21 protein-coding genes and 1 other RNA gene are annotated in these 20,322 nt (G+C 55.9%); 12 read left to right on the plus strand and 10 right to left on the minus strand.

The window, feature by feature from the left end:
- Positions 1-2 precede the first annotated feature (2 nt).
- Entirely contained in the window at positions 3-164 is a 162-nt protein-coding gene (locus SYN7336_RS30530) for a hypothetical protein (RefSeq protein ID WP_017324871.1), read from the plus strand.
- Positions 148-804 carry a precorrin-8X methylmutase gene (locus SYN7336_RS05220; RefSeq protein ID WP_017324872.1) on the plus strand — a complete coding sequence of 219 codons (657 nt, stop codon included), beginning with the start codon at positions 148-150 and terminating at the stop codon, positions 802-804. The genes SYN7336_RS30530 and SYN7336_RS05220 overlap by 17 nt, the downstream gene beginning before the upstream one ends.
- Here the strand turns inward: SYN7336_RS05220 and SYN7336_RS24535 are convergent.
- The 5 genes from SYN7336_RS24535 to SYN7336_RS05240 form a co-directional block, all read right to left on the minus strand.
- Positions 801-1,994, minus strand: a complete 1,194-nt coding sequence (locus tag SYN7336_RS24535) for a 5-(carboxyamino)imidazole ribonucleotide synthase (RefSeq protein ID WP_017324873.1) — start codon at positions 1,992-1,994, stop codon at positions 801-803. The genes SYN7336_RS05220 and SYN7336_RS24535 overlap by 4 nt on opposite strands.
- Before the next feature lie 69 nt (positions 1,995-2,063).
- Positions 2,064-2,496: RNase P RNA component class A (gene rnpB, locus SYN7336_RS28480), an RNA gene on the minus strand.
- A 76-nt stretch (positions 2,497-2,572) separates the two neighbouring features.
- Positions 2,573-3,682 (minus strand): TRAP transporter substrate-binding protein, encoded by a 1,110-nt coding sequence (locus SYN7336_RS05230; RefSeq protein WP_017324874.1) that lies wholly within the window; start codon positions 3,680-3,682, stop codon positions 2,573-2,575.
- Positions 3,683-3,795: 113 nt separating this feature from the next.
- Positions 3,796-4,383, minus strand: a complete 588-nt coding sequence (gene cobU / locus SYN7336_RS05235) for a bifunctional adenosylcobinamide kinase/adenosylcobinamide-phosphate guanylyltransferase (RefSeq protein ID WP_038025737.1) — start codon at positions 4,381-4,383, stop codon at positions 3,796-3,798.
- 28 nt (positions 4,384-4,411) lie between these two features.
- The gene (locus tag SYN7336_RS05240) at positions 4,412-4,939 is read right to left on the minus strand and encodes a hypothetical protein (RefSeq protein ID WP_017324876.1); all 528 of its coding nucleotides are present in this window, start codon (positions 4,937-4,939) and stop codon (positions 4,412-4,414) included.
- A 331-nt stretch (positions 4,940-5,270) separates the two neighbouring features.
- On the opposite strand from SYN7336_RS05240, the gene SYN7336_RS27710 reads away from it, so the two are divergent.
- From SYN7336_RS27710 to SYN7336_RS05300, 10 genes are all read left to right on the plus strand, one after another.
- Positions 5,271-6,131, plus strand: coding sequence for a DnaJ domain-containing protein (locus SYN7336_RS27710; protein WP_017324878.1), 861 nt, complete (start codon positions 5,271-5,273; stop codon positions 6,129-6,131).
- A 92-nt stretch (positions 6,132-6,223) separates the two neighbouring features.
- Positions 6,224-7,048: an Rpn family recombination-promoting nuclease/putative transposase gene (locus tag SYN7336_RS24545; RefSeq protein WP_017324879.1), complete on the plus strand. Its 825-nt coding sequence runs from the start codon at positions 6,224-6,226 to the stop codon at positions 7,046-7,048.
- Between the two features lie 123 nt (positions 7,049-7,171).
- Positions 7,172-7,969, plus strand: a complete 798-nt coding sequence (locus tag SYN7336_RS05260) for an ion transporter (RefSeq protein ID WP_017324880.1) — start codon at positions 7,172-7,174, stop codon at positions 7,967-7,969.
- A 158-nt stretch (positions 7,970-8,127) separates the two neighbouring features.
- Positions 8,128-8,982: a hypothetical protein gene (locus SYN7336_RS05270; RefSeq protein ID WP_017324882.1), complete on the plus strand. Its 855-nt coding sequence runs from the start codon at positions 8,128-8,130 to the stop codon at positions 8,980-8,982.
- Positions 8,983-8,987: 5 nt separating this feature from the next.
- Positions 8,988-9,869, plus strand: coding sequence for a mechanosensitive ion channel domain-containing protein (locus SYN7336_RS05275; protein ID WP_017324883.1), 882 nt, complete (start codon positions 8,988-8,990; stop codon positions 9,867-9,869).
- 64 nt (positions 9,870-9,933) lie between these two features.
- Positions 9,934-10,407 (plus strand): YbjN domain-containing protein, encoded by a 474-nt coding sequence (locus tag SYN7336_RS05280; protein WP_017324884.1) that lies wholly within the window; start codon positions 9,934-9,936, stop codon positions 10,405-10,407.
- A gap of 349 nt (positions 10,408-10,756) precedes the next feature.
- A complete protein-coding gene (locus SYN7336_RS05285; protein ID WP_026100711.1) occupies positions 10,757-11,521 on the plus strand; it encodes a biotin/lipoate A/B protein ligase family protein in 765 nt (254 codons plus the stop codon).
- A 28-nt stretch (positions 11,522-11,549) separates the two neighbouring features.
- A complete protein-coding gene (locus SYN7336_RS24550) occupies positions 11,550-12,791 on the plus strand; it encodes a pentapeptide repeat-containing protein (RefSeq protein ID WP_017324886.1) in 1,242 nt (413 codons plus the stop codon).
- Between the two features lie 210 nt (positions 12,792-13,001).
- A complete protein-coding gene (locus tag SYN7336_RS05295) occupies positions 13,002-13,964 on the plus strand; it encodes a FecR domain-containing protein (RefSeq protein WP_017324887.1) in 963 nt (320 codons plus the stop codon).
- Positions 13,965-14,028: 64 nt separating this feature from the next.
- Positions 14,029-14,703: a 7-carboxy-7-deazaguanine synthase QueE gene (locus SYN7336_RS05300; RefSeq protein WP_017324888.1), complete on the plus strand. Its 675-nt coding sequence runs from the start codon at positions 14,029-14,031 to the stop codon at positions 14,701-14,703.
- A 27-nt stretch (positions 14,704-14,730) separates the two neighbouring features.
- Here the strand turns inward: SYN7336_RS05300 and SYN7336_RS05305 are convergent, their stop codons facing one another.
- From SYN7336_RS05305 to SYN7336_RS05325, 5 genes are all read right to left on the minus strand, one after another.
- A complete protein-coding gene (locus tag SYN7336_RS05305; protein WP_017324889.1) occupies positions 14,731-16,059 on the minus strand; it encodes a TRAP transporter large permease subunit in 1,329 nt (442 codons plus the stop codon).
- A gap of 20 nt (positions 16,060-16,079) precedes the next feature.
- Positions 16,080-16,625 carry a TRAP transporter small permease subunit gene (locus SYN7336_RS05310; RefSeq protein ID WP_017324890.1) on the minus strand — a complete coding sequence of 182 codons (546 nt, stop codon included), beginning with the start codon at positions 16,623-16,625 and terminating at the stop codon, positions 16,080-16,082.
- A 66-nt stretch (positions 16,626-16,691) separates the two neighbouring features.
- A complete protein-coding gene (locus SYN7336_RS05315) occupies positions 16,692-17,813 on the minus strand; it encodes a TRAP transporter substrate-binding protein (RefSeq protein ID WP_026100714.1) in 1,122 nt (373 codons plus the stop codon).
- Positions 17,814-18,124: 311 nt separating this feature from the next.
- On the minus strand, positions 18,125-19,435 hold the full coding sequence (fahA, locus tag SYN7336_RS05320; RefSeq protein ID WP_017324892.1) for a fumarylacetoacetase: 1,311 nt from the start codon (positions 19,433-19,435) through the stop codon (positions 18,125-18,127).
- Complete coding sequence (locus SYN7336_RS05325; RefSeq protein ID WP_026100715.1) at positions 19,432-20,316, minus strand: hypothetical protein; 885 nt, start codon at positions 20,314-20,316, stop codon at positions 19,432-19,434. The genes fahA and SYN7336_RS05325 overlap by 4 nt, the downstream gene beginning before the upstream one ends.
- Positions 20,317-20,322: the final 6 nt, after the last annotated feature.

Here is a 20,322-nt window from a genome sequence, read left to right on the forward strand (position 1 = left end):
CAGTGGCTCGCTCGCTCGACTTTTTTCCCATAGCGGAACTTCTCACCCTCTTGTGGGAAAGCTGGCAGCTAGACCGACAATTACCTGCTTCCTCAGAGCAGGCGATCGCTCGAATCGGCAGTTTATGGCAAAAAGGGGCCATGACAGATGGAGTGGCACACTAGCGACGCAGAAAACTTGGCTGAAATCGATCGGCAGGTCGGGCAGCACGATCTTGCCCCTGCCGAATACGAAGTGGTTCGCCGTGCCATCTACGCCACGGCTGATTTTGACTATCTGCATTCCATTCATTTTTCCGACAACGCCCTTGCCTCGGGCGCGGCAGCCTTAGCTGCCCGCACGACGCTCGTGGTGGATTGCCCCATGGTGCAAGTGGGGATTATCCGTACCATTCAGAACACCTTTGCCAATCCCGTCTATTGCGGTACCGACGCCATCACTCGTCCCCAGCGCAGTAAATCTGACACTGCCTGGGGATTGGAAACGCTTGCCCGTCGCTATCCAGAAGCAATCTACGTCATCGGTCAGTCAGCCTCAGCACAGGTGGGGCTGGTGGAACTGATCGTCGAAAAGGAAGTCGATCCAGCTTTGGTCGTGGCGGCTCCTCCCTGTTTTGGCGATACCAACGCCTCGCGGCAGACACTGGCAGAATTGGGAGTTCCCCACATCTGCACCACGGATGGAAAAGGAGGCTCGATGGTTGCGGCAGCAATACTAGATGGCCTGCTCGATTTATCTTGGCAGGCTTACGCCCGCAAAGGGACTCCACAGCAGCAAAGGACAGTGGCTGCGAGCCGCAGTTAAGCATCCCCCGCGTTCTCGTTATCTCTGGATCGCCACCTCGACAGCGCGTCGCGAGCCTCGATCGCAGCATCGCGCGCGCGGTCAATGGAAGAGGCGATCGCATTCAAATGCCCCATCTTCCGACCGGGGCGCTCGGCTGATTTGCCGTACCAATGCAAATAGACCCCTGCAGGCACTAAAGCAGCATCCAGTGGCAGGCTGACATTAGCCCCCTGCCGAGTCCCAAAAATATTCGCCATCGCAACAGCAGGCACCAACAATTCCGTCGAACCTAACGGTAAATCCAACACTGCCCGAACGTGTTGCTCGAATTGATTGGTGGCACAGCCATTCAACGTGTAATGGCCGGAATTGTGGGGACGAGGGGCCAATTCGTTGACTAAAACATCGCCCGATTTTGTCAGAAATAGCTCGACACCGATCGCGCCGACAGACTCGATCGCCCTGACAGCAGCGATCGCTATCTCTTGCGCCTTCTCACCCACTGCTCGGGGAATCGCCGCAGGGGCAATCGTATAATCGCAAACATAATTCTTCTGCACCGTCGTCGCCACCGGATAGCTGCGGCAATCGCCATTCCGCCGCCGGATCGCCATCACCGCCAATTCCTGTTCGAATGGCACAAACTCTTCCGCCAACAGTTGCCCTAAAGGCTCCATATCTGGCGGACAAAACCGAGCCCAAATGGATTCGAGCTCCTGGTGCGACCGAGCGATCGCCGTTCCGTGCCCGTCATACCCCATTCGCCGCGTCTTCAGCACCAGCGGCAGTCCTAACTCCGCCACCGCCAGTTGCACATCGGCCCAGCTATCCACCGCTCTAAACTGCGGCACCGGCAACCCCGCCGCCTGCAAGTGCGATCGCTGCAACCACTTATCCTGAACGCACTCCAAGCTTCGCCCTTGCGGCCAAACCGGCGTCCCCCGCCGCACCAACTCGTCCAAATCTGCCGCCGCCACAAACTCGTGTTCGAGCGTAATCACATCGACCGCCTCAGCCCAGCCCAGCAAATCCTCCCGTTTCGTCCAATCCCCCACACAGACATCGCTCACCGGAGCGGCAGAACAATCGGCACTGGGGTGCAAGACAGAAACGCCGATCCCCATTTGCTGGGCGGCGATCGCCATCATGCGGCCCAATTGTCCGCCCCCAATAATACCGAGGGTTATCGGAAGTGTTGTCGAACTCATGCACCCGTTAGAACGCTTCAGGACTACCGATCTCGGGGAGGATCTGGCGATCGCCAGATCGGCGAGGGAAAGAAAAGCCGGACATAAGCCGGGTTCTGTTACTGCAGACCTGCTGCAGCGGCAATCATCTATCTGGGATGGCCATTGCTGACCACCTCTTGCGGCTCGCTTCAACCGTCGAGTTCTCTCGAAACCCACGATCCAACAGACAGGGGCGAAGAACAGCCGTATTCCTGCTGCTGCGGCCTTGCTCCCCACCGGGGTTTACCGAGCCAATGCCTCTCGACATTGCTGGTGGGCTCTTACATTAAGCTCGCGCCCCACCTTTGCACCCTTACCTGTGCGATCGCCCACTCCAAGAGCGATCGATCGCCATCGGCGGTATGTTTCTGTGGCACTATCCTCGCGGTCGCCCGCACTGGAAGTTTCTCCAGCGGTGCGTTCTTCTGGGAGCCCGGACTTTCCTCATCTAGAGACTAGACGCGATCGCCTCGCCTGCTTTTCTTTCCCCCTCTACTCTACCGAGTCGCCGTCCAGACAGAAAAATAGGCTGGAGTGACAGGCGATCGCCCCAGTCCTCAAGAGCCAAACGCAAAGCTAGAAAAGCTCAATTCGTTGGTGCGATGCCAGCCATAGATCTGCTCGCGAAACGCTTTCCACTGCTCGTAAATCTCTCTAAAACCCGCATCTTCAGTAGCTTTCTCCTCCAAAAAGTCGGTTGCTGCCTGTCGGGCAGTGGTCATAATCTCCGGGCTGTAGGTGCGCAGTTGAGTGCCTCCTGCCACCAAACGCTTCAGGGCTGCCCCGTTGAGGGCGTCATACTTGGCCAACATATCCATATTGGCCTCGAAGGCAGCCGTCTTAAAGATCTCTCGATAGATCTGCGGCAACCCATTCCAGGCATCTAAATTCACCATCACATCTAATGTGGGACCGGCCTCCCACCAGCCGGGAAAGTAATAGAAGGGAGCCGCATCGTTGAGCCCCAACTTTTCATCGTCATAAGGCCCCACCCATTCAGCCGCATCGATTGCCCCCCGCTCCAGCGACAAGAAAATCTCTCCCCCCGGCAACACTTGAACCAAAACCCCCAACCGCCTCATCACCTCCCCGCCAATACCGGGAATGCGCATCTTCAGCCCCTGCAAATCTTCTGCAGTATTAATTTCCCGCTTGAACCAGCCCCCCATCTGAGTGCCCGTGTTCCCCGCCGGGAAAGCGGCGATATTGAAGTCAGAATAAATTTTCTGCATGGCTTCCAAGCCGCCGCCGCGGTAGAGCCAAGCGTTCTGCTGCTGGGCCGTCAGCCCGAAGGGCACTGCCGTGCCGAAGGCAAAGGCCGGGTTTTTGCCCACGTAATAGTAGTCAGCCGTATGGCCGCATTCGATCGTGCCCTCCTGGACCGCGTCGAGCACCTGCAGTCCCGGCACAATTTCACCCGCAGCAAATGGCGTAATCGTAAACCGATCGCCGGTCATGGCGGCAACGCGATCGCAAACCGTCGTGGCCCCGCCGTAAATCGTGTCTAACGACTTCGGCCAACTGGTGGCCATGCGCCAGCGCACTCTGGGCAGGCTGCTATCGGCAGCAACGGAACTGGAGGTCGTGGGTTGAGAAGAGCAGGCGGCAAGTGCGGCAGTGCTGGCTGCCCCTATGGCGGTTGCCCCTAATAGATGTCGGCGTTTCATATCGAGCGCGTTATAAAAGTATTCTGAAGCACAGATCGAGTCTGCGGGCCAGATTCTATCACTCCTCTCCAGAAACGCGATCGATTCTCCCTAGATTTAACAATCTCTGCCCGTTAGAAACTCTGGGGCTCTGTCTTGTCCCCCACTGGATCGCCGCTCGCCGACCGACCCATCTGCACTAGATCGATCGCGTATCCCGCTGCCACCAAATACACCGCATCTGACAGTGCCCCCACCCGCTGGCAGAGTAAACCGAGGCGATCGCGAAACCGCCGCCCCAATTCGTAGGCGGGCACTACCCCCCAGCCCACTTCCTCGGCCACCAAAATTACATCTGCTCTACAGTGCTGCAGAGCGTCCGAGAGCTGCTCCACTTGGCGATCCCAAAGATCCGGTTCGCATTCAATCCAGTTTGCTGCCCAAGAGCCGAGGGAATCCACCAAGTATGTGGCCCCTGCCGGGGCCGTGGCGATCGCCTGCGGTAACTGCAGCGGAATTTCGAGGGTTGTCCAGGTTTGAGGGCGAGTTTGGCGATGTTGCTCGATGCGCGCTTGCCATTCGCGATCGTCGGGATTCGTGCGGGCGGTTGCGATGTAGGTGACGGGGCGATTGGTTTCTACTGCCAGACGTTCGGCAAAGGCACTTTTGCCCGAACGGGACGGTCCGGTGACCAGCACAACCTGAGTTCGATGGCTCTGCATTGCCCTCACCCCCGGCCCCAGAGCAGCCCTAACTCACCTTCTGGCCGTCCACCAGTACGAGGGATTGCCCTTCTGGCTCGGCCCACAAATCCCAAAACTGCTCCTCTTCAACACCGGCTAAAAAGCCCTCGATCGGGATCTTCAGGGGCGGAAATGTGCGGGGGCCGCTGGGTTTGCGGTGGATGGAGACTACTAACTTGTCTCCTTGGGCGCTAACATTGCCGCGCAGGTTGAAGCCCGCCTCGGCCTCTTCGGGGGCAGGTAAAAAACCGTCTTCTGGTTCTTGTGCCGGATCGGTGGCAATTTTGACGATGCCGAAGCCCATCACATCGCCACGGGGTTGGGGATGGACGTAAAACCAGTAGGAACGCTCGGTTTCGACGCAATGATTGAATTTTTCCAGTAGCTCTACCCGTGCGGGGGTGGCGGGATGTTCGCTACCGTCTTCGGTAACTAGGGTGGCCTGAGCGTAACCTTGGGCGGGTACGAGCTGGCCTTTGACAAAGCCGAGCGCGCGATATTGCAGGGGGTTGGCGGGGGCGGGAATTGGCAACATAAGGGTTCGGGGAGAGAGTGCGATCGGTGCTGTCCGAGCGGGCGCGGTAGCTTATCTAGGCTACAGTACGAAGCCAGCCGGAGAAAGAGGTGGGGAGTGACGATGCGATCGCTCGTCCCCTCAAAAGGGTAATAGTTCTGTTGCTTACGCGATCGAGGACACCAGCATCCCCTTTCTACTCTGGAGACACTTTGCGAACAAGCCTGCGAAGCAGACGCCGATCCCGGGACTGCGAATCGCGATCGCTTGTAACTGATTGTCATCGCGATCGCCCACTTCTGGATGCAGCGCCTATCCTAGGAGGAGTGCTGGATCGAAGAGAGGCGCGGGTATGCCTGCCGACACGCATTACGAACGCTTAGGGGTGCCACTCAACGCTAACCTCGACGAGATCAAAACGGCCTATCGGCGGTTGGCTCGCGAGCTACATCCCGATAAACTACCCGACAATTTACCTTTTGCTCTGCAAGAACTCGCCCGACGGGAGTACGGACTCCTGCGGGAAGCCTATCTGGTGCTGAGCAACGCCAAAGCCCGCGCCACCTACGATCGCCAATTGGCCGAGCGCTTTGCCGCAGAATATCCCCAGGTGGCGCACTCGGTTCCCGGTCCCCGGCGGCATCGGCTCCATCCTCGCGGCGGTTGGAACTGGCAGTGGTCGGTTTTAGTGGCCTTGGCGATCGTGGCCTTAGCCACCACTGCCCTCGCTCTGGGCAACGGCTTTGCCTTTATGCTTCGCCGCACCTCCGAAGCTAGAAGTGCCACCGCAGAACCCTCCCCAAATGCCGAGTCCGCGCCTGCGAAAACGACTCCGGCCTCCAGGCCAGCACGTCTCTCTGAAACTCAGTCTGCCAGTGCAGCTCGGTCCGACGATAATGCGTCCGCTGCTGAGACAGCGGCTGTTGCCGAGGACGAGTTTAGCCCCGGGGAGATTACTCGCTTTGCGACGGTTTTACTAGAGTTTCAATCCTTGAGGGCAACTGCAGATGCTGCTCTAGAGACAGCCCAGACCTCTGAAGAGCGCCGCCAGATCGAAGCGACATTCGAGGCCGGTGCTGCACCCATTTTGGCTTCCTACGACTTGTCCCCCGAGCTATTCCAGCAAATTGCGCACAGAGCTCAAACCGATGCAAAACTGCGCTTGGCCGTGTCTGATGCCACGTCGCGCCTGCAGCGCTTGCGGCGGCGATAGATTCGTTCTAGAGAGGAGGCTTGGTGCTGTGCCCCGACCGATTCGCGCCACAATAGCAGCAAAAGTTTCGCTAGAGCTAACATACCTATATTTTGAAGAGTGATTCATTTTTCTATAAACTGTTTGCCAAATATCCCGACAGTTTCTTGCAGTTGCTCGGTCAACCCGAGTGTGCAGCGGACTATGTATTTGATTCGGTTGAGGTCAAAGAGCGGTTTCAAGTCGAGATTAAAAACAAGGCTTTCCGCATCGATGGTATTTTTCGACCGCGCGATCCCAGCTCGAGGCTACCGACGATTGTAACGGAAGTTCAATTTCAAAAGGACGATCTCCTGCATCGTCGCCTATTCAGCGAAATCTCGCTCTACCTTTATCTCCATCCAGAAGTCAGCGATTGGAAAGCCGCAGTCATTTGGCCCAATCGGCAATTAGCTAACAGTGACACCCTCCCATTTCAAGAGCTCTTCGATAGCGGCAGAATTCAACCCATCTACTTAGATGAGTTGGCTCTGGATAATTTACCCTTGGGAGCTGCCATCGCTCGACTGGCGATCGAGCCGTCCCGGGAAGCGGAGGAACGGTTTGCTCAGGTGGTTCGCTCGGTTCGTCAGGAAATTGACGATTCCAACCTTCAAGAGGAGATAATCAAGTTAATTGAAGAAATGGCGATTGAACGGTTTCCCTCACTTTCCAAGCAGGAGGTTGCACAAATGTTGGGCTTTGCCAAGCTTGAAGATACTCGGGTTTACAAGGAAGTCTTTGCTGAAGGCAAGCAGGACAATGCTCGTGCAGTTTTCGAGAAGTTACTGCAGAGGGGCTTTTCACGAGAGGAAGCTCTCGATATTTCTGGGCTCGATCCCCAAGCCCTAACATTAGACCCGGAAGAGGAAGCCCTCAACAACTCTACGAACGCTTGAGCCCCTCACTTAATGGACTACTCCGTTGAATCGAGAGATGCTCTTGGTAGAATCTGAGTGGCTTCGACAAAAAGTATACTTTACCTTGTCAATTTATTGCGCCTCCAGGTTCGCTCGCATTCCATGAATTGGCAGCAACGGCTGGCGATCGCCCTCGACCCACTCGAATCCCAGACGGGCAAAGTCATCAATGGAATGATGGCCCTATTTGTGCTGGCATTCTCGGCTCTATTTGTGGCAGAAACTTATCCTCTGCCCGAGGCTGTGCAGCAGGGGCTAGATTTGGCCGATACGGCCATTTTGGCGGTGTTTACAGTGGAATACGGGCTGCGATTTTTGGCGGCAAAGTCGAAGGTTCGCTATCTGTGTAGCTTCTATTCGGTTATCGACTTGTTAGCGATCGCCCCTTTGTGGCTCGGTCTGTTGGATGTGCGATTTGTTCGGTTTGTGCGGTTGGTGGAGGGATTTCGGATTTTGCGGCTGGTCCGATTTGTGGATAGCAATCCTTGGCCGGGGGGCGATCGCCGCACTGACAAGCTCATTATTGGCCGGATTATTTTCACCTTGTTTGCGATCGTCTTTGTCTATTCCGGCTCGATCTACGAGATGGAACATGCCGCTAACCCGACTGTATTTCGCACGTTTTTAGATGCGTTTTATTTCTCGGTGGTTACCATGACCACAGTGGGGTTTGGAGATATGACTCCAGTTTCGGGGGGCGGGCGTCTGTTCACGGTGTTGATGATTTTGACGGGCATTGCGCTGATTCCCTGGCAGATCGGAGATTTAATTCAGCGTCTGGCTAAATCTCGCGCTCCGGTTGAGGCGGCCTGCACCCACTGCGGTCTGGCCTTTCACGAGGCCGATGCCCTGTTTTGTCGCCGTTGCGGACAGTCCCTCAGCCAGGTTGAGAAAGTGTGACGGCGATCGTAGTTCTAATGAGAAGCGCTAAGCCTTGGCAAGAACAATTGCGATCGCCCCAGATTTGGCCGACTGTGTCCGATACTGAGGCGATCGGGCTCGGTAGTCGAAGTTTTGCAGCTCGACAGGGCTAATCCGGTAGGTGAACCAGGTGGGCTATGAGGCTAAAAACGAAGCTCGTTTCGGGCTGGGAGGATTACCAACCCCAGCACGTTTCTGCAACAGCCAAGCGCGAATTGGCAGGGTCCCCCTGCAAAATCCTTTCTACCCACTTGCACCAAATGGCTGTGGAGAGAGCTGCTCGGAATGGGACTTACGATCGCCATTTGCAAGAGATTTTGCTGGAGAAAAAGGGCGATCGGGCAGATGCCGATATAGAGATTTTGGCTTTAGATCGATTGTTTCGGAAAAGTACTGCAGGCATTGAGCCCATCAAACGGTTTGTGGGGGGGCTGCTGTCTCCCCTCGATCTGCCTAACTATCCCACCGAACTCAACTGCCAGATCGATGTGTTTGCCTATGCGTTTTTGAAGGGCGCTAAGAACTTCGATCTGTTGCTCGATTGTTCGGCAAATAATCGGGAGTTTGTGCGCGCGCGGGCGGGCTGGTTGAAAAGCTTGCGGGCGATCGAGCAGTTCGAGCTGTTTGGCAATTTTGGTCGCGAGAGTGGGGCCGATTTAGAGCGGTACCGATGGGTTAGGGACATCGTTATTCGTCCGTCATCCCGGGACGAGCGTCGCGTTTTGGCGTCTTTATTGGTCAGTGGACCTTCGATGCTTTCGCAGATTTCTGCCGATCTGGGGTTGAATTACGATTTGGGGCCGAGAACGCTGGCGGGGTTTCTCAACTCTGGGGTTGTGGTGGCCTGTCAAGATGTTTATGGGACTAGGCCGTCTGAGGCGACGTTCAAAATTGATGAGGCATCCTTGCCGATCGCGATCTATTGCGTACGAGAAACGGTAGGACTAGATCTACTGGCTCTTCTTGAAGATGTATTGCCCAGTGAGGATTAGATTCAATGGAAGATATGGTTGAGGCTGTCTTAAATCCTTATGTCATTCTCTATTTAACAATTGTCATTGTCGGGCAAATGATTTATCCGTTGGTGACGTTTTGGCGGCATCGCGCGATCGCCCAAAAACGTCGCGATCGAAAGTTGTCTGAGGGGACGCTGGCGCTGCGCTTTCAACGGCTGATCGATCGCCGAGTTAGTGCAGTTGTGCAAAGCTCTATTTTGCTAATTACAGTTGTTATTGTCCCGTTTATCTTGTACTACTTCGATCCCCTCAACTCATCTGGAGAGGGGGGGCGAGTGGGCTTGGCCGTTATCTTTATTTCGTTAATTCTGTGGTTGGCCTTTACGGGTACCGATCTCATGAAGGCATTTTTGGGGGGATTGGCGTTTAAAACGTTGGTGGCGTTCAAGCAGCCGTTTACGCTTGGCGATCGGGTTTCTCTGGCTGGGTTTGAAGGTAAGGTGCTCGATTTAGGCACGTTTTTTGTGACCTTACAAACCCTCAATGACGATCTAATTAGTATTCCCACTCTCTCGTTATGGAGTGAGGTGTTGAGTTCTGCGAATGCTGGCAAGCGCTCTTCGTTGTGTGTCATAGAGTTCTATTTGGCGCCCTTTGTGACTGCCGAGCAACGGCAACAGGCTGAGGATGCTGTTTGGGATGCGATTCAGTCTTCGGCCTATTTCGATCCTTCCAAACCGATGCAAATCTATCTCTCGCAAAATTCCGATTCGATTCAGTTGACGGCAAAAGCTTATGTGGCTTCTACCTATAACGAGCCTCTGTTTGCCAGTGATGTGAGTCGGGCGTTTCTGGATTTTGTCTCCGATCGCGGGATTCCGATTGCTGCAGGGGGATGGGAGTTGTCTGCGGAGCTGCATTGACGGTCTGCTTGGGGGTTTAAGGCGGGCGGTATAGTGAAGGTGAGTTTAGAGGTGAGGGGATCTCATGGCTGATACCGAGTCGATTGCTGTTGAGTCTGGTGACCAGTTGGAGTCTGCTGGTACTGGTGCAATATCTTACGAGGATACGATCGCGACTGCGATTTCGGCTTTGAAGGATGAGGGGGAGGCTGCTTACGAACGTCGCGAGGATGAGGGGCATTTTTGGACGTTTAAGTATGGGACGGTGAATGTTTTTGTGCATCTGACGGGGGAGACAGAGACCGATACGTTTACGGTCTGGTCGCCTGTGTTAGCTCTGCCCAGTAAGGATGATGCGGCACTAGCGATGGATTTGTTGCGGAAGAATTGGTTGGAGACTTCGGAGGCTCAGTTTGCGGTTTGGGACGATCGGGTGGTGGTTTGTGCGACGCGATCGTTGGAGGATACTTCGGTGGGGGAGGTTGCTCGGGTGATTACGATTGTGGCGACGATGGCGGATTATTATGACGAGGTTTTGATTGCGGAGTATGGGGCTTAGTCGTTGTTGGGAGATCTTGGCTAAAAGCCCTAGGTCGTGGGGGGAGTGTCGACTCCCCCCACACCCCCCCGACCAGGGGACGGCCCGCTTCCCCTGGACCCCTCCGATGGGGGGTGGGGTTGGGGTTGGCGGGGCGAGAGGCTGGGAGACTGTTGGCTTGATTTGAGGGTTCTTCTCGCCCCTGTGTGCTGCTTTGAGATGTTGCCGCAGTTGCGCTGCGATTGTCCGTCCGGCTGTTGCTCCCCTCTCCCTGGGGAGAGGGGCCGGGGGTGAGGGCCATGCAGGTATCGAACTAAAGCAGTCTGCGTTGTAAGCTTTTGGGCTGTTTTTTGAGCAATAGGTAGTTTTTGTGAAATTGGGGTGGTTGCTTCCCTTTTGTCGGCGATCGGGGGCGGTGCAGATGGCGATTGACCGCTGGTTGCTCGATCGGGTTGAGATGGGGGAAATGGAGGGGCCGGTTTTGCGGTTTTATCAGTGGGCGGCTCCGACGCTGTCCCTGGGGTTTCATCAGAAGTTGAGTTCGCTGCCGAAAGGGGTCGGGGAACTGGATGTGGTGCGGCGGCCTACGGGGGGGCGGGCGGTGTTGCATCAGGCGACGGGGGAGTTGGGGGATTTGACTTATGGCATTGTGGCCGATGGGTTGGGGACTCATCGGCGTCGAGCTTACGAGCGGCTCTGTCAGTTTTTGCGGCGGGGGTTGCTGGATTTGGGGGTGGAGGTGAGCTTTGGCGAGGGGGGACGGGGGTATGTGGGGGAGGCGAGTTGCTTTCGGACGGCGACGGCGGCAGATTTGTGTTGGCGGGGTCGCAAGCTGGTGGGAAGTGCGCAGGTGTGGCGGCGACAGGTGGTGTTGCAGCACGGCACGATTTTGTTACAGCCCGATCGCGAATTGTGGGAGCGGGTGTTGCCCGGTTCCAGTCAGGGGGTGGTGGGGGTGAATGAGGTGTTGTCCAATCCAGTAGAGATAGACCGCGCGATCGCGACTCTGACCCATGCGGCTAGCGATTGTTTGGGGGTTCGCTGGCAACCCCTGAGCTTGTCTGGGGAAGACTGGCAAGTAATTGCCGATCTTTCGAGCCAATTTTCCCTGCCATCTGCCACACGGCAGAAGTAGGGTAGAGAAAACCCACTGTTGCACGGCAATGCTGCCTGATTCCGACCGTTCGCAATTGCCTTTCGATCCAACTGGCCTGACTGCCGATGCATTGGCGGCGGAAACTCGGTCCCGTCGATCTCGCCGCGATCGCGATCCATCGGCGTCTCTGGTGAACGATCGCCGCTGGCAGGGGGGGTTACTCGTGGCTCTGGCCGTGCTGTTGCTAGGAGGGGCACTGGAGTGGGCCTGGTTGGGGCTGATGGGGGCGATCGCTCTGATTGTGCTGTCGGTGCCGATTATTTTTCCGCCGCTGAGGCGGGCGTTTCTGAGTTCGATTTTTGGACAGCGCATCGAGTTGCTGTTCTGTTGGCTGCTGCTGTTTGTGGGGGTAGGGGCGCTGTTGCAGTTTGCGGGGGTGTTGGGGAGAATCAATCGCTGGTCGGAGGAGGTGAATTGGAGTGCTCTCGGAGCGGTGGGCCAAATTGCGATCGCGGTTGTGGCCTTGTGGGTGGCGTGGCAGCAGGTGCGTACGTCGGTGCAACTGACTAGCCAGCAGAACCGGATTACGCAGCAACAGACCATTGATGCCTATTTCCAAGGGATTTCGGATCTGGTGCTGAACGATGAGGGGCTGTTGGAGGATTGGCCGCTGGAGCGGGCGATCGCGGCGGGGCGGACGGCGGCGATTTTGCGAGGGGCAGACCCGGCGAATAAGGCGCGGGTGCTGCGCTTTCTCTCGGTTTCAAATTTGTTGAGCCCGCTCAAGCGGGATGGGCATTTGGGACGGCCGATTTTGGATGGCAAGGGTTGGTATTTGCGCGATCGCGTCAAAGGCGTTCGCGTAGTGGATTTAGGAGCTATCTTGGCGGGAACGGATCTGTCCTACACAGACTTGCGGGGCATCGACCTGAGCGATATCAATCTCAGCGATGCGGATTTGCGCGGCAGCGATTTGTCCTATGCCAATTTGGTCATGACGAATTTGATGCGGGTCAATTTGACGGGGGCGGATGTGGGCGAAGCCAATTTGTTCGTGCGCAATGCTAAGACGGCAAGCCCTTACCGGCGGGGGGAGAAACGCAATTTTAAGACGGGGGAGTGTACGGGGGCGCTTGTGAAGGGGGCCAATTTTACGGGGGCAACCTTATCGGAGGAAATCCATTATTACGTCTGTGCTTGGGGGGGAGAGAGGACGCGGAGGACGGTCCCCGGGGGGTGTGGCTCGATTCCGAATAAGCTGGAGGCGAGCGAGACAGAGGCGAGCGAGATAGAGACTGTGAAGGAGTAGACCTGCTTCTCCCCTCTCCCAAACTTACGGCTGACGCCACGCTTCGCGAGGGGAGAGGGGCCGGGGGTGAGGGGCTGGTTCGATGTCAAATGCACAGGCTAGCTGACCCCGTTGCCACAGCGATCGCCGTCACAGACCGAGCTGGTAAAACGAATACAGTAGGAATATCGGTTGCGTTCGACCGGTACGGTCTTGCGGAGGATCTATCCCGTGACGTTTGCTACATTTCCCCGCTGCGCCCTCAAATCGCGGTTCGGTCTAGCGGCGATGTTCCTGCTGGCGTGGGCGAGCATTGCACGCGCAGCCAACCCGTTGAAGGAAGCCACCGTCGATCGCGTCGTGAATTCCGTCATGGTGGAACTGCAGCAAAACCCTGCCAAAGCCGCTGCCGTGGCTGATGTCCTTATCCCCGACGACTTGCTCTACACCGGACAAACATCGCTGGCTCAAATGATCTTTGACGATGCTTCGCTGGTGCGCGTCGGGCAGAATTCTCGGTTTCAGTTTATGCCGAGCGAGCGACAGTTCGTCTTGGATAAGGGGGTGATGGTGATGATTACGCCGCCGGGAGCGGGCGGGGCAGAGATTGTCACGCCATCGGCGATCGCCGGAGTGCAGGGCAGTTTGGTCATGGCCAACTCGCGGGAAGTGGATGGCGTCGCGAGCACCCTCTTTCTGAATTTCACCAGTGTGGCTCAACTGCTCGATCGCGATCGCAACGCAATCGGCACTCTTCAACCGGGCGAAGTGGCCCTCGTATCTGACGGGCAGGTGTTGGCGATCGCTCGCTTCGATCGCTGCAGTGCGGTAGAAAACGGCCCTCTGCTGACGGGCTTGCACCTCAGTCACGACAACCTGCTAGCGGCAGAATCGCCCGCCGCCCGAGAGACCTTGCAGATGGAGCGAGAGATTCTCATGAGCCAAGGGGCTTGCGATCGCCAGCAAATTGCCATTTTTGACGAGCCCCCCACCCTCGAGATTCCCGAATTTAGCCGTCCCGACAACCCTCCCCCCGACATCGAGCCCCCCATCGACCGACCCAGCCAAACCGCGCCTGAAATCGAGCGTCCCCCTCAGCCGCCCCCCCCAATTGCAATCCCGACTCAATCCGATCTGCCGTCGCAAACCCTCCCCAACGGCTGTCCGCGCAGCACAGTCAAGTCACAATGTTAGGGGGGCAAACGAACGATGCCTGTCGAATGGCCATTGCGATCGCAGAAGAATTTACGATAGAGATATGAAAACCATTGAGAACGCTGCAATTGCAGCTAGTGCATTCGGGCAAGACTCGCTAGGGGATCTTCAGGCGGAAAAGGCGATCGCCTATCCGGTGGTCGAAACGTTTTCCTCCATTCAGGGGGAAGGCGCCTGGACGGGCACGAGTGCATTTTTTATTCGCTTGGCTGGCTGCGATGTGGGCTGCTGGTTCTGCGATACAAAAGACTCTTGGAATGCTGCCAAGCATCCCCGCTACACCGTTGCTGAATTAGTGGAAGCCACCGTGGCGGCCCATCCCGCGATCGCGATCGTGACGGGGGGAGAACCCACCCTCCACGATCTGGCCCCCCTCACCCGAGCTCTGCGATCTCACCACATTCGCGTCCACCTCGAAACCAGCGGCGCTCGCCCCATCAGCGGCCAATTCGACTGGGTAACCCTCTCGCCCAAACCCAATGCTCCCCCCCACCCATCGGTTTACGAACGGGCGCAGGAACTCAAGCTGGTGGTGGCTGAGTCTGCTGACTTAGACTGGGCCGAACGGCAAGCAAGTCAAGTGTCTGACCGCGTGGTGAAATATCTGCAGCCAGAGTGGCAAACCCCCGAGAGTGAGGCACTGGCGATCGCCTATGTATTGGCACATCCAGAATGGCGGTTGAGCTTGCAAACCCACAAATGGCTGGGAGTGCGCTAACAGCGACTGCAGTTGAGCCATGCCTGCCTAGATATTCATCGCCCAGGTGACCAAAGTAGGAAAACGAATCAACAAAAGCAGCGCAACCAGTTGAATCGCAATAAAAGGAATAACCCCTGTATAAATCTGTGTTGTCTGAATGCTATCCGGTGCTACCCCTCGCAAATAAAACAGCGAAAATCCGAAAGGAGGTGTCAAAAAAGAGGTTTGCAGATTGGCTCCCATCATGACTCCGAACCACACCAGCAGCTCCGTACCAGTTAGGGGCATCAGGTCAGTGCCGCCAAAACTTTGCACCACCGGCAGCACCAGAGGTACCAAGATAAAAACAATCTCAAAGTAGTCCAGGAAAAACCCCAGAATAAACACCAGTAGATTGACAGAGATCAAAAAACTCAGCGCCCCACCCGGAATGTTGGCAAAAGCGCTTTCTACTAGGACATCTCCCCCAAGACCTCGAAACACCAAACTGAAAAGAGTCGCCCCCACCAGCAGCACCATCACCATCGTGGTTAACACAACCGTCGAGCGCAGGGACTGCAACAGCGCTTTAATGGTCAGCCGTCGATTCAGAGCAGCCAAGACCAAAGCACCCAGAACGCCCAGAGAACCCGCTTCGGTAGGGGTAGCCAAACCGGCAAAAATGCTGCCCAGAACGATCGCAATTAACAGCAGGGGGGGCAGCATCACTAACACGACCCGTTTAGCAAGCTGGGCCTTAGACATATCAGTCACCTCTGGGGGCAATGCTGGCACTTGGCGGGGCTGAAAAATTGCCACCCCGACCACATACAACAGATACAGCCCAGCCATCGCCAACCCAGGCAACAGCGAACCTAAAAACAGATCGCCCACCGAAACCCCGAGCTGATCTCCCAACACAATCAGTACCACGCTGGGAGGAATCACCTGTCCTAAAGTCCCCGAGGCCGCCACGACACCTGAGGCCAATGACGGACTGTAACCGTAGCGCAGCATGATCGGCAAAGAAATCATCCCCATTGCCACTACCGTCGCCCCAACCACTCCAGTCGCAGCCGCCAGCAACGTACCCACCAAAATCACCCCAATGGCTAGCCCGCCCCGCAAACGGCCAAACAAAATACCAAAGGTTTCTAGCAGATCTTCAGCCAAGCCCGAGCACTGGAGCAGAGTGCCCATCAGGATGAAATACGGAATGGCCAACAGGACAAAATTCCCCATGATGCCAAACAATCGCTGGGGTAGTGCGGAGAGCAAAATCCAATCGAACTCCCCCAACAACCCGCCAATTAAAGCGAAGATTAATCCTGCTCCTCCGAGCGAAAAGGCCACTGGATAGCCTGAAAAAATCAGCAGCAGAGCTCCCCCAAACATTAGTATCCCCAACCACTCGCTCACTGAGATACCTCGGATTCTTGGGTTTCTGTGCCGAGGAGGATGGCAATGTTTTTGATGATTTCCGAGCAACCCTGCAAGGCCAAAAACACAAAAGCCACAATAATGACTGACTTAATTGGATAGCGGGGTAACCCGCTTGGGTCGGAAGATTGCTCCCAAATCTGCCAGGAATTAATCACCGATGGCAGTGAGTAGCCCAGAATGACAAAACAAAGTGGCAGTAACAGAAAGATTGACCCTATTAAATTCACCCAGACTTTACCCTTTGGAGATAAACGATTGTAGAGAATATCCACCCGTACGTGGGCATTTTGCTCGAGTACGTAACTAGCACCCAGCAAAAAAATCAGGCTAAACAAGTACCACTGCGCTTCAATATACAAGTTGGAACTCAAGTTGACTTGGAGAAATCGGCCCAGATAGCGGGCAATAGCGTTATAGGAGCCAACCAATACCATGACTAGCGTGAGTCCTAAGGTGAGCCATCCCATCGCCTCGCTCAATCGATCGATCCAGCGAGATAGCTTTAGCAAAAACTGCATTCATCCTCCCAACCCAAAGCGATAGTTTTGGATTGTTCTAGTTGATTGGCCGCTCCGCGATCGCGTTTAGCTGTCTTCGCTAAAGGCAAAGTCGGTGTAGCCCAGCTCGGAGGCAGCAAACCAACGGTTCGAATTTTCTCGAAACTCCTTCCAAGCGCTATAAACCTTGTTGTAAGTGGCATCATCAGCAGCCAGCTCTTCATAGACTTCAAAGGCTGCCCTACGGCTAGCCGCCATCAGATTATTCGAGAACCGCTTTAACTCTACACCTCGATCGAGCAAGCTCGCGATCGCGCCGGGATTTCTCGCATCGTAACGAGCCATGATGTTGGCGTGGGTTTCTGCAGCTGCACTCTCTAGAGCGTACTGGTACGTATCTGGCAACTTATTCCATTCATCGATGTTGAAGTAGAAGGAATATTGAGAAGCAGGCTCCCACCAGCCGGGATAGTAATAAATGCGAGCAGCTTTGTCTAACCCTAGCTTTTCATCGTCATAAGGCCCCACAAATTCAGCCGCATCAATGGTGCCCAACTGTAAAGCCTGAAAAATCTCTCCACCCGCCAAGTTTTGGACGTTCACGCCGAGGCGTTCCATCACAACCCCCCCCAGTCCGGGGATGCGCATGTTGATTCCTTGCAGGTCGGCAGCACTATTGACTTCTTTATTCCACCATCCCCCCATTTGGGTACCGGTATTGCCACCGGGAAAACTAATGATGTTGAAATCAGACAGTAATTCGTTCACGAGTTCTAATCCGCCCCCTTCATAGAGCCAAGCATTTTGCTGGCGATAGCTAAACCCGAATGGAACGGCTGTATCGAAGGCTAGTGCTGCATTCTTGCCGCGATAGTAATAGGAATTGGTATGTCCGGCATGGACGGTTCCTTGCTGCACGGCATCTAAAACCTCCAGACCGGGCACAATCTCTCCGGCTGCATATAACGTCATTTCAAAGCGACCGTCTGTTAGCTGTTTGACCCGCTCTATAAAAAATTCACTGCCGCCGTAGACCGTGTCTAAACTCGGGGTATAGCTAGAGGCCATACGCCACTTGATATTTGGAGCAGTGTCCGTCTGTATTGCTGGCCCAGAACTGGTACTGGTGGACTGGCTCCCACAGGCAGCGAGTGCGGCTGCGGTCCCTGCGGTCAATACTCCTGTGCGAATTAAAGACCTGCGTTTCATGGACATTCCTCGTTGATATCCCGATCGGCTCGACAGATATGTTGCCCGAACCATTGAGCCCGACGATAGTGGCTATGCATGACGCATATCTGTAGCCTAGACAACTGAAAATAAATTGCGATCGCCACAGAAAATTGTTTTTGCAAGCAATTTAATCTCAACTTCGGCAGAAACCTGGGCCAAAGCCTACCGATTAATTAGGTGGACTCGCTTCACCTACCCTCCTTACAAGGTAATTAGGTGACATAACCTCTGCTTAGCTTCAGGTCGTCTTATTCCTGCTTTCGATTCTTCAGGTAGATATAAGAGGTTTAAACAACCGTACCCCGGCAGTCTCCAAACCCTATGCGGGCATAGCCTTCTTTCTCGCAATATCCGCGCAAAATGACCTCGTCGCCATCTTCGAGAAAGGTGCGCTGCTCGCCTGAAGGCAGCGCGATCGCCCGATCGCCCCGTCGAGTCATCTCCAGCAGCGACCCTTGCGTCCCTTCAGCCTCGCCGGAAATGGTACCGCTGGCGAGCAGGTCCCCCGAGCGCAGATTGCAGCCGTTGCTGGTGTGGTGGGTCAGCATCTGGGCGACGGTCCAATACATCTGGGCAAATGAGGCGCGGCTCAATGGTATGGTTTCGATTCCTGCGGCTCGCATCTGGGTCGAACGGAGCAGCACCTCAACGGCGAGCTCGATCCCTCCCCAACTGGCATTCTCTTCCGAGCAGAGGTAGGGCAGTGGCTGCGGATCTGTCTCGGGGCGAGAAAAGGCCGGACAGCGGAAGGGAGCCAGTGCTTCTAAAGTCACCACCCAAGGGGAGATTGTCGTTGCAAAGCTTTTGGCGAGAAAGGGACCGAGGGGGCGATATTCCCAGGCTTGGATATCTCGTGCCGACCAGTCATTGAGCAGGCAAAGGCCGAAGAGATGTCGCTCGGCCTCCTCAATCGCGATCGCCTCTCCCAATTCGTTGCCAGCCCCAATGAAACATCCCACTTCTATCTCGAAGTCCAACAGTTGAGACGGTGCGAAACTAGGCGCGGGATCGTCGGGAGGTTTCCGCTGGCCCTGGGGGCGCTTGACGGGTCTGCCGCTGGGGACAATGGAGGAGGCTCGCCCGTGATAGGCGATCGGCATGTGTTTGTAATTGGGCAGGAGTGGATTGTCGGGGCGGAAGAGTTTGCCAACGTTTGTGGCGTGGAAAATGGAGGCGTAGAAGTCTGTGTAGTCGCCGATGTGGGCGGGCAGTAACAGTTCCGCTTCAGCGATCGCCACGAGAATGTTCGCTTCTGGAGGAGACTGCCGTTCGTCCCAGCGCAGCAGCTCGCTCAGTCGATCGCGCAAAGCTGACGAGGCCCAACTCCCCAACGCCATCAAAGGATTCAACGTCGGTGCGACACAAGCAGCCTGCAATGGCTCGGGCAACCCCTCAAGCAGCCCCACCTTCCCACAAGCAGCCAAGTCCAGAATGGAGTCGCCGATCGCCACCCCAATCCGCGAGGGTTCAGCGCTCCTACGCCTGTGAAAAACCCCAAACGGCAAGTTCTGAATGGGGAAATTGGTGTCGGGCTGATTGGCCGAGGTCACCCAACTGCGCAGGTTTGGATCGTGGGTGCGATCGAGCGGACGGTTCATAATAGTTTCAGCTCCTTAAGGTCTTCAACTGGTTCTTCAAACGAGCAGGAGCCGAAGGACCGGAACAATCGCTGGCGGGCCTCTCCCACTTGCGAGAGGGCGAGAGGGCGATCGCCCCAGCTCAGCCACTCGTTCGAGAAGTGGAAGCGATCGATGGAGACTTCGTGCAAGATGGCTCGCGCTTCTGCTGCGGTGACCTCGTGCCCGCAAGCCAGTGCTGCCGAGATGGCAAGATTGAGGAAGCCGTGCATGGCGACCAAACTGCCGTCGGGCAAAGCATGCTGGGCTGGCAAGGGATGGTGGAGTCCGGCAGTAGCCTTGAACGGCACTCCGGCTGCGGCGCAGGCGAGCACAACCTGACAGACCTGTTTCGCACTTGGAAATGCTTCGCGGTTCACCCCCCCCAGCCGCAGTTTGGCTGCCGCACCGGTCCCTTGCAATACAGACCCTTGCAATACAGATATGTAGGCATCTAGGTTATCGCTGCAGGGAATTTCGAAGAATGCCTCAATGCCCTTCGGCAAGCGAGGCAGCATACTTTGTATGTCTGCGGGTTTGAGCAGGGGAGGAAACTCTAGCGCGGCGAGGCCCCATCGATCGCGGCGATCGCCCGACTGAATTCGTTCTAGGTCTAGCTCCCAATCTTTAGAGACAATTCCACTGAGCGCGATCGGACCGATTTTCCCCAAGGCAGACAAACGGTCTTCAAAGTCCTGCAACCGAGAGATTGGCAACACAAACCGACCCAACATCCAGCAATGCTCCGATCTGCGATATCGAGCGTAGTTGTCCATTGCCTGCTGCAGGTCGAGCTGAGCGGGTGGAAACAGTCCGGCATAGTCCACAACAGACGATAGCAGTGTCTTGACGGATGCAAGCATTGGCGC

The sequence above is a fragment of the Synechococcus sp. PCC 7336 genome (assembly GCF_000332275.1).
Lineage (GTDB): Bacteria > Cyanobacteriota > Cyanobacteriia > Thermostichales > PCC-7336 > PCC-7336.

Excerpts from the sequence above, each read along its gene's own strand:
- SYN7336_RS05325 (WP_026100715.1), bottom strand. The coding sequence starts at position 20,316 with ATGCTTGCATCCGTCAAGACACTGCTATCGTCTGTTGTGGACTATGCC.
- SYN7336_RS27710 (WP_017324878.1), top strand. The coding sequence starts at position 5,271 with ATGCCTGCCGACACGCATTACGAACGCTTAGGGGTGCCACTCAACGCT.
- SYN7336_RS24535 (WP_017324873.1), bottom strand. The coding sequence starts at position 1,994 with ATGAGTTCGACAACACTTCCGATAACCCTCGGTATTATTGGGGGCGGA.
- SYN7336_RS05280 (WP_017324884.1), top strand. The coding sequence starts at position 9,934 with ATGGCTGATACCGAGTCGATTGCTGTTGAGTCTGGTGACCAGTTGGAG.
- SYN7336_RS24550 (WP_017324886.1), top strand. The coding sequence starts at position 11,550 with ATGCTGCCTGATTCCGACCGTTCGCAATTGCCTTTCGATCCAACTGGC.
- SYN7336_RS05310 (WP_017324890.1), bottom strand. The coding sequence starts at position 16,625 with ATGCAGTTTTTGCTAAAGCTATCTCGCTGGATCGATCGATTGAGCGAG.
- SYN7336_RS05315 (WP_026100714.1), bottom strand. The coding sequence starts at position 17,813 with ATGAAACGCAGGTCTTTAATTCGCACAGGAGTATTGACCGCAGGGACC.
- SYN7336_RS05240 (WP_017324876.1), bottom strand. The coding sequence starts at position 4,939 with ATGTTGCCAATTCCCGCCCCCGCCAACCCCCTGCAATATCGCGCGCTC.
- SYN7336_RS05270 (WP_017324882.1), top strand. The coding sequence starts at position 8,128 with ATGAGGCTAAAAACGAAGCTCGTTTCGGGCTGGGAGGATTACCAACCC.
- SYN7336_RS05275 (WP_017324883.1), top strand. The coding sequence starts at position 8,988 with ATGGAAGATATGGTTGAGGCTGTCTTAAATCCTTATGTCATTCTCTAT.
- SYN7336_RS05300 (WP_017324888.1), top strand. The coding sequence starts at position 14,029 with ATGAAAACCATTGAGAACGCTGCAATTGCAGCTAGTGCATTCGGGCAA.
- SYN7336_RS05305 (WP_017324889.1), bottom strand. The coding sequence starts at position 16,059 with ATGTTTGGGGGAGCTCTGCTGCTGATTTTTTCAGGCTATCCAGTGGCC.
- SYN7336_RS05230 (WP_017324874.1), bottom strand. The coding sequence starts at position 3,682 with ATGAAACGCCGACATCTATTAGGGGCAACCGCCATAGGGGCAGCCAGC.
- SYN7336_RS05220 (WP_017324872.1), top strand. The coding sequence starts at position 148 with ATGGAGTGGCACACTAGCGACGCAGAAAACTTGGCTGAAATCGATCGG.
- fahA (WP_017324892.1), bottom strand. The coding sequence starts at position 19,435 with ATGAACCGTCCGCTCGATCGCACCCACGATCCAAACCTGCGCAGTTGG.
- SYN7336_RS05260 (WP_017324880.1), top strand. The coding sequence starts at position 7,172 with ATGAATTGGCAGCAACGGCTGGCGATCGCCCTCGACCCACTCGAATCC.
- cobU (WP_038025737.1), bottom strand. The coding sequence starts at position 4,383 with ATGCAGAGCCATCGAACTCAGGTTGTGCTGGTCACCGGACCGTCCCGT.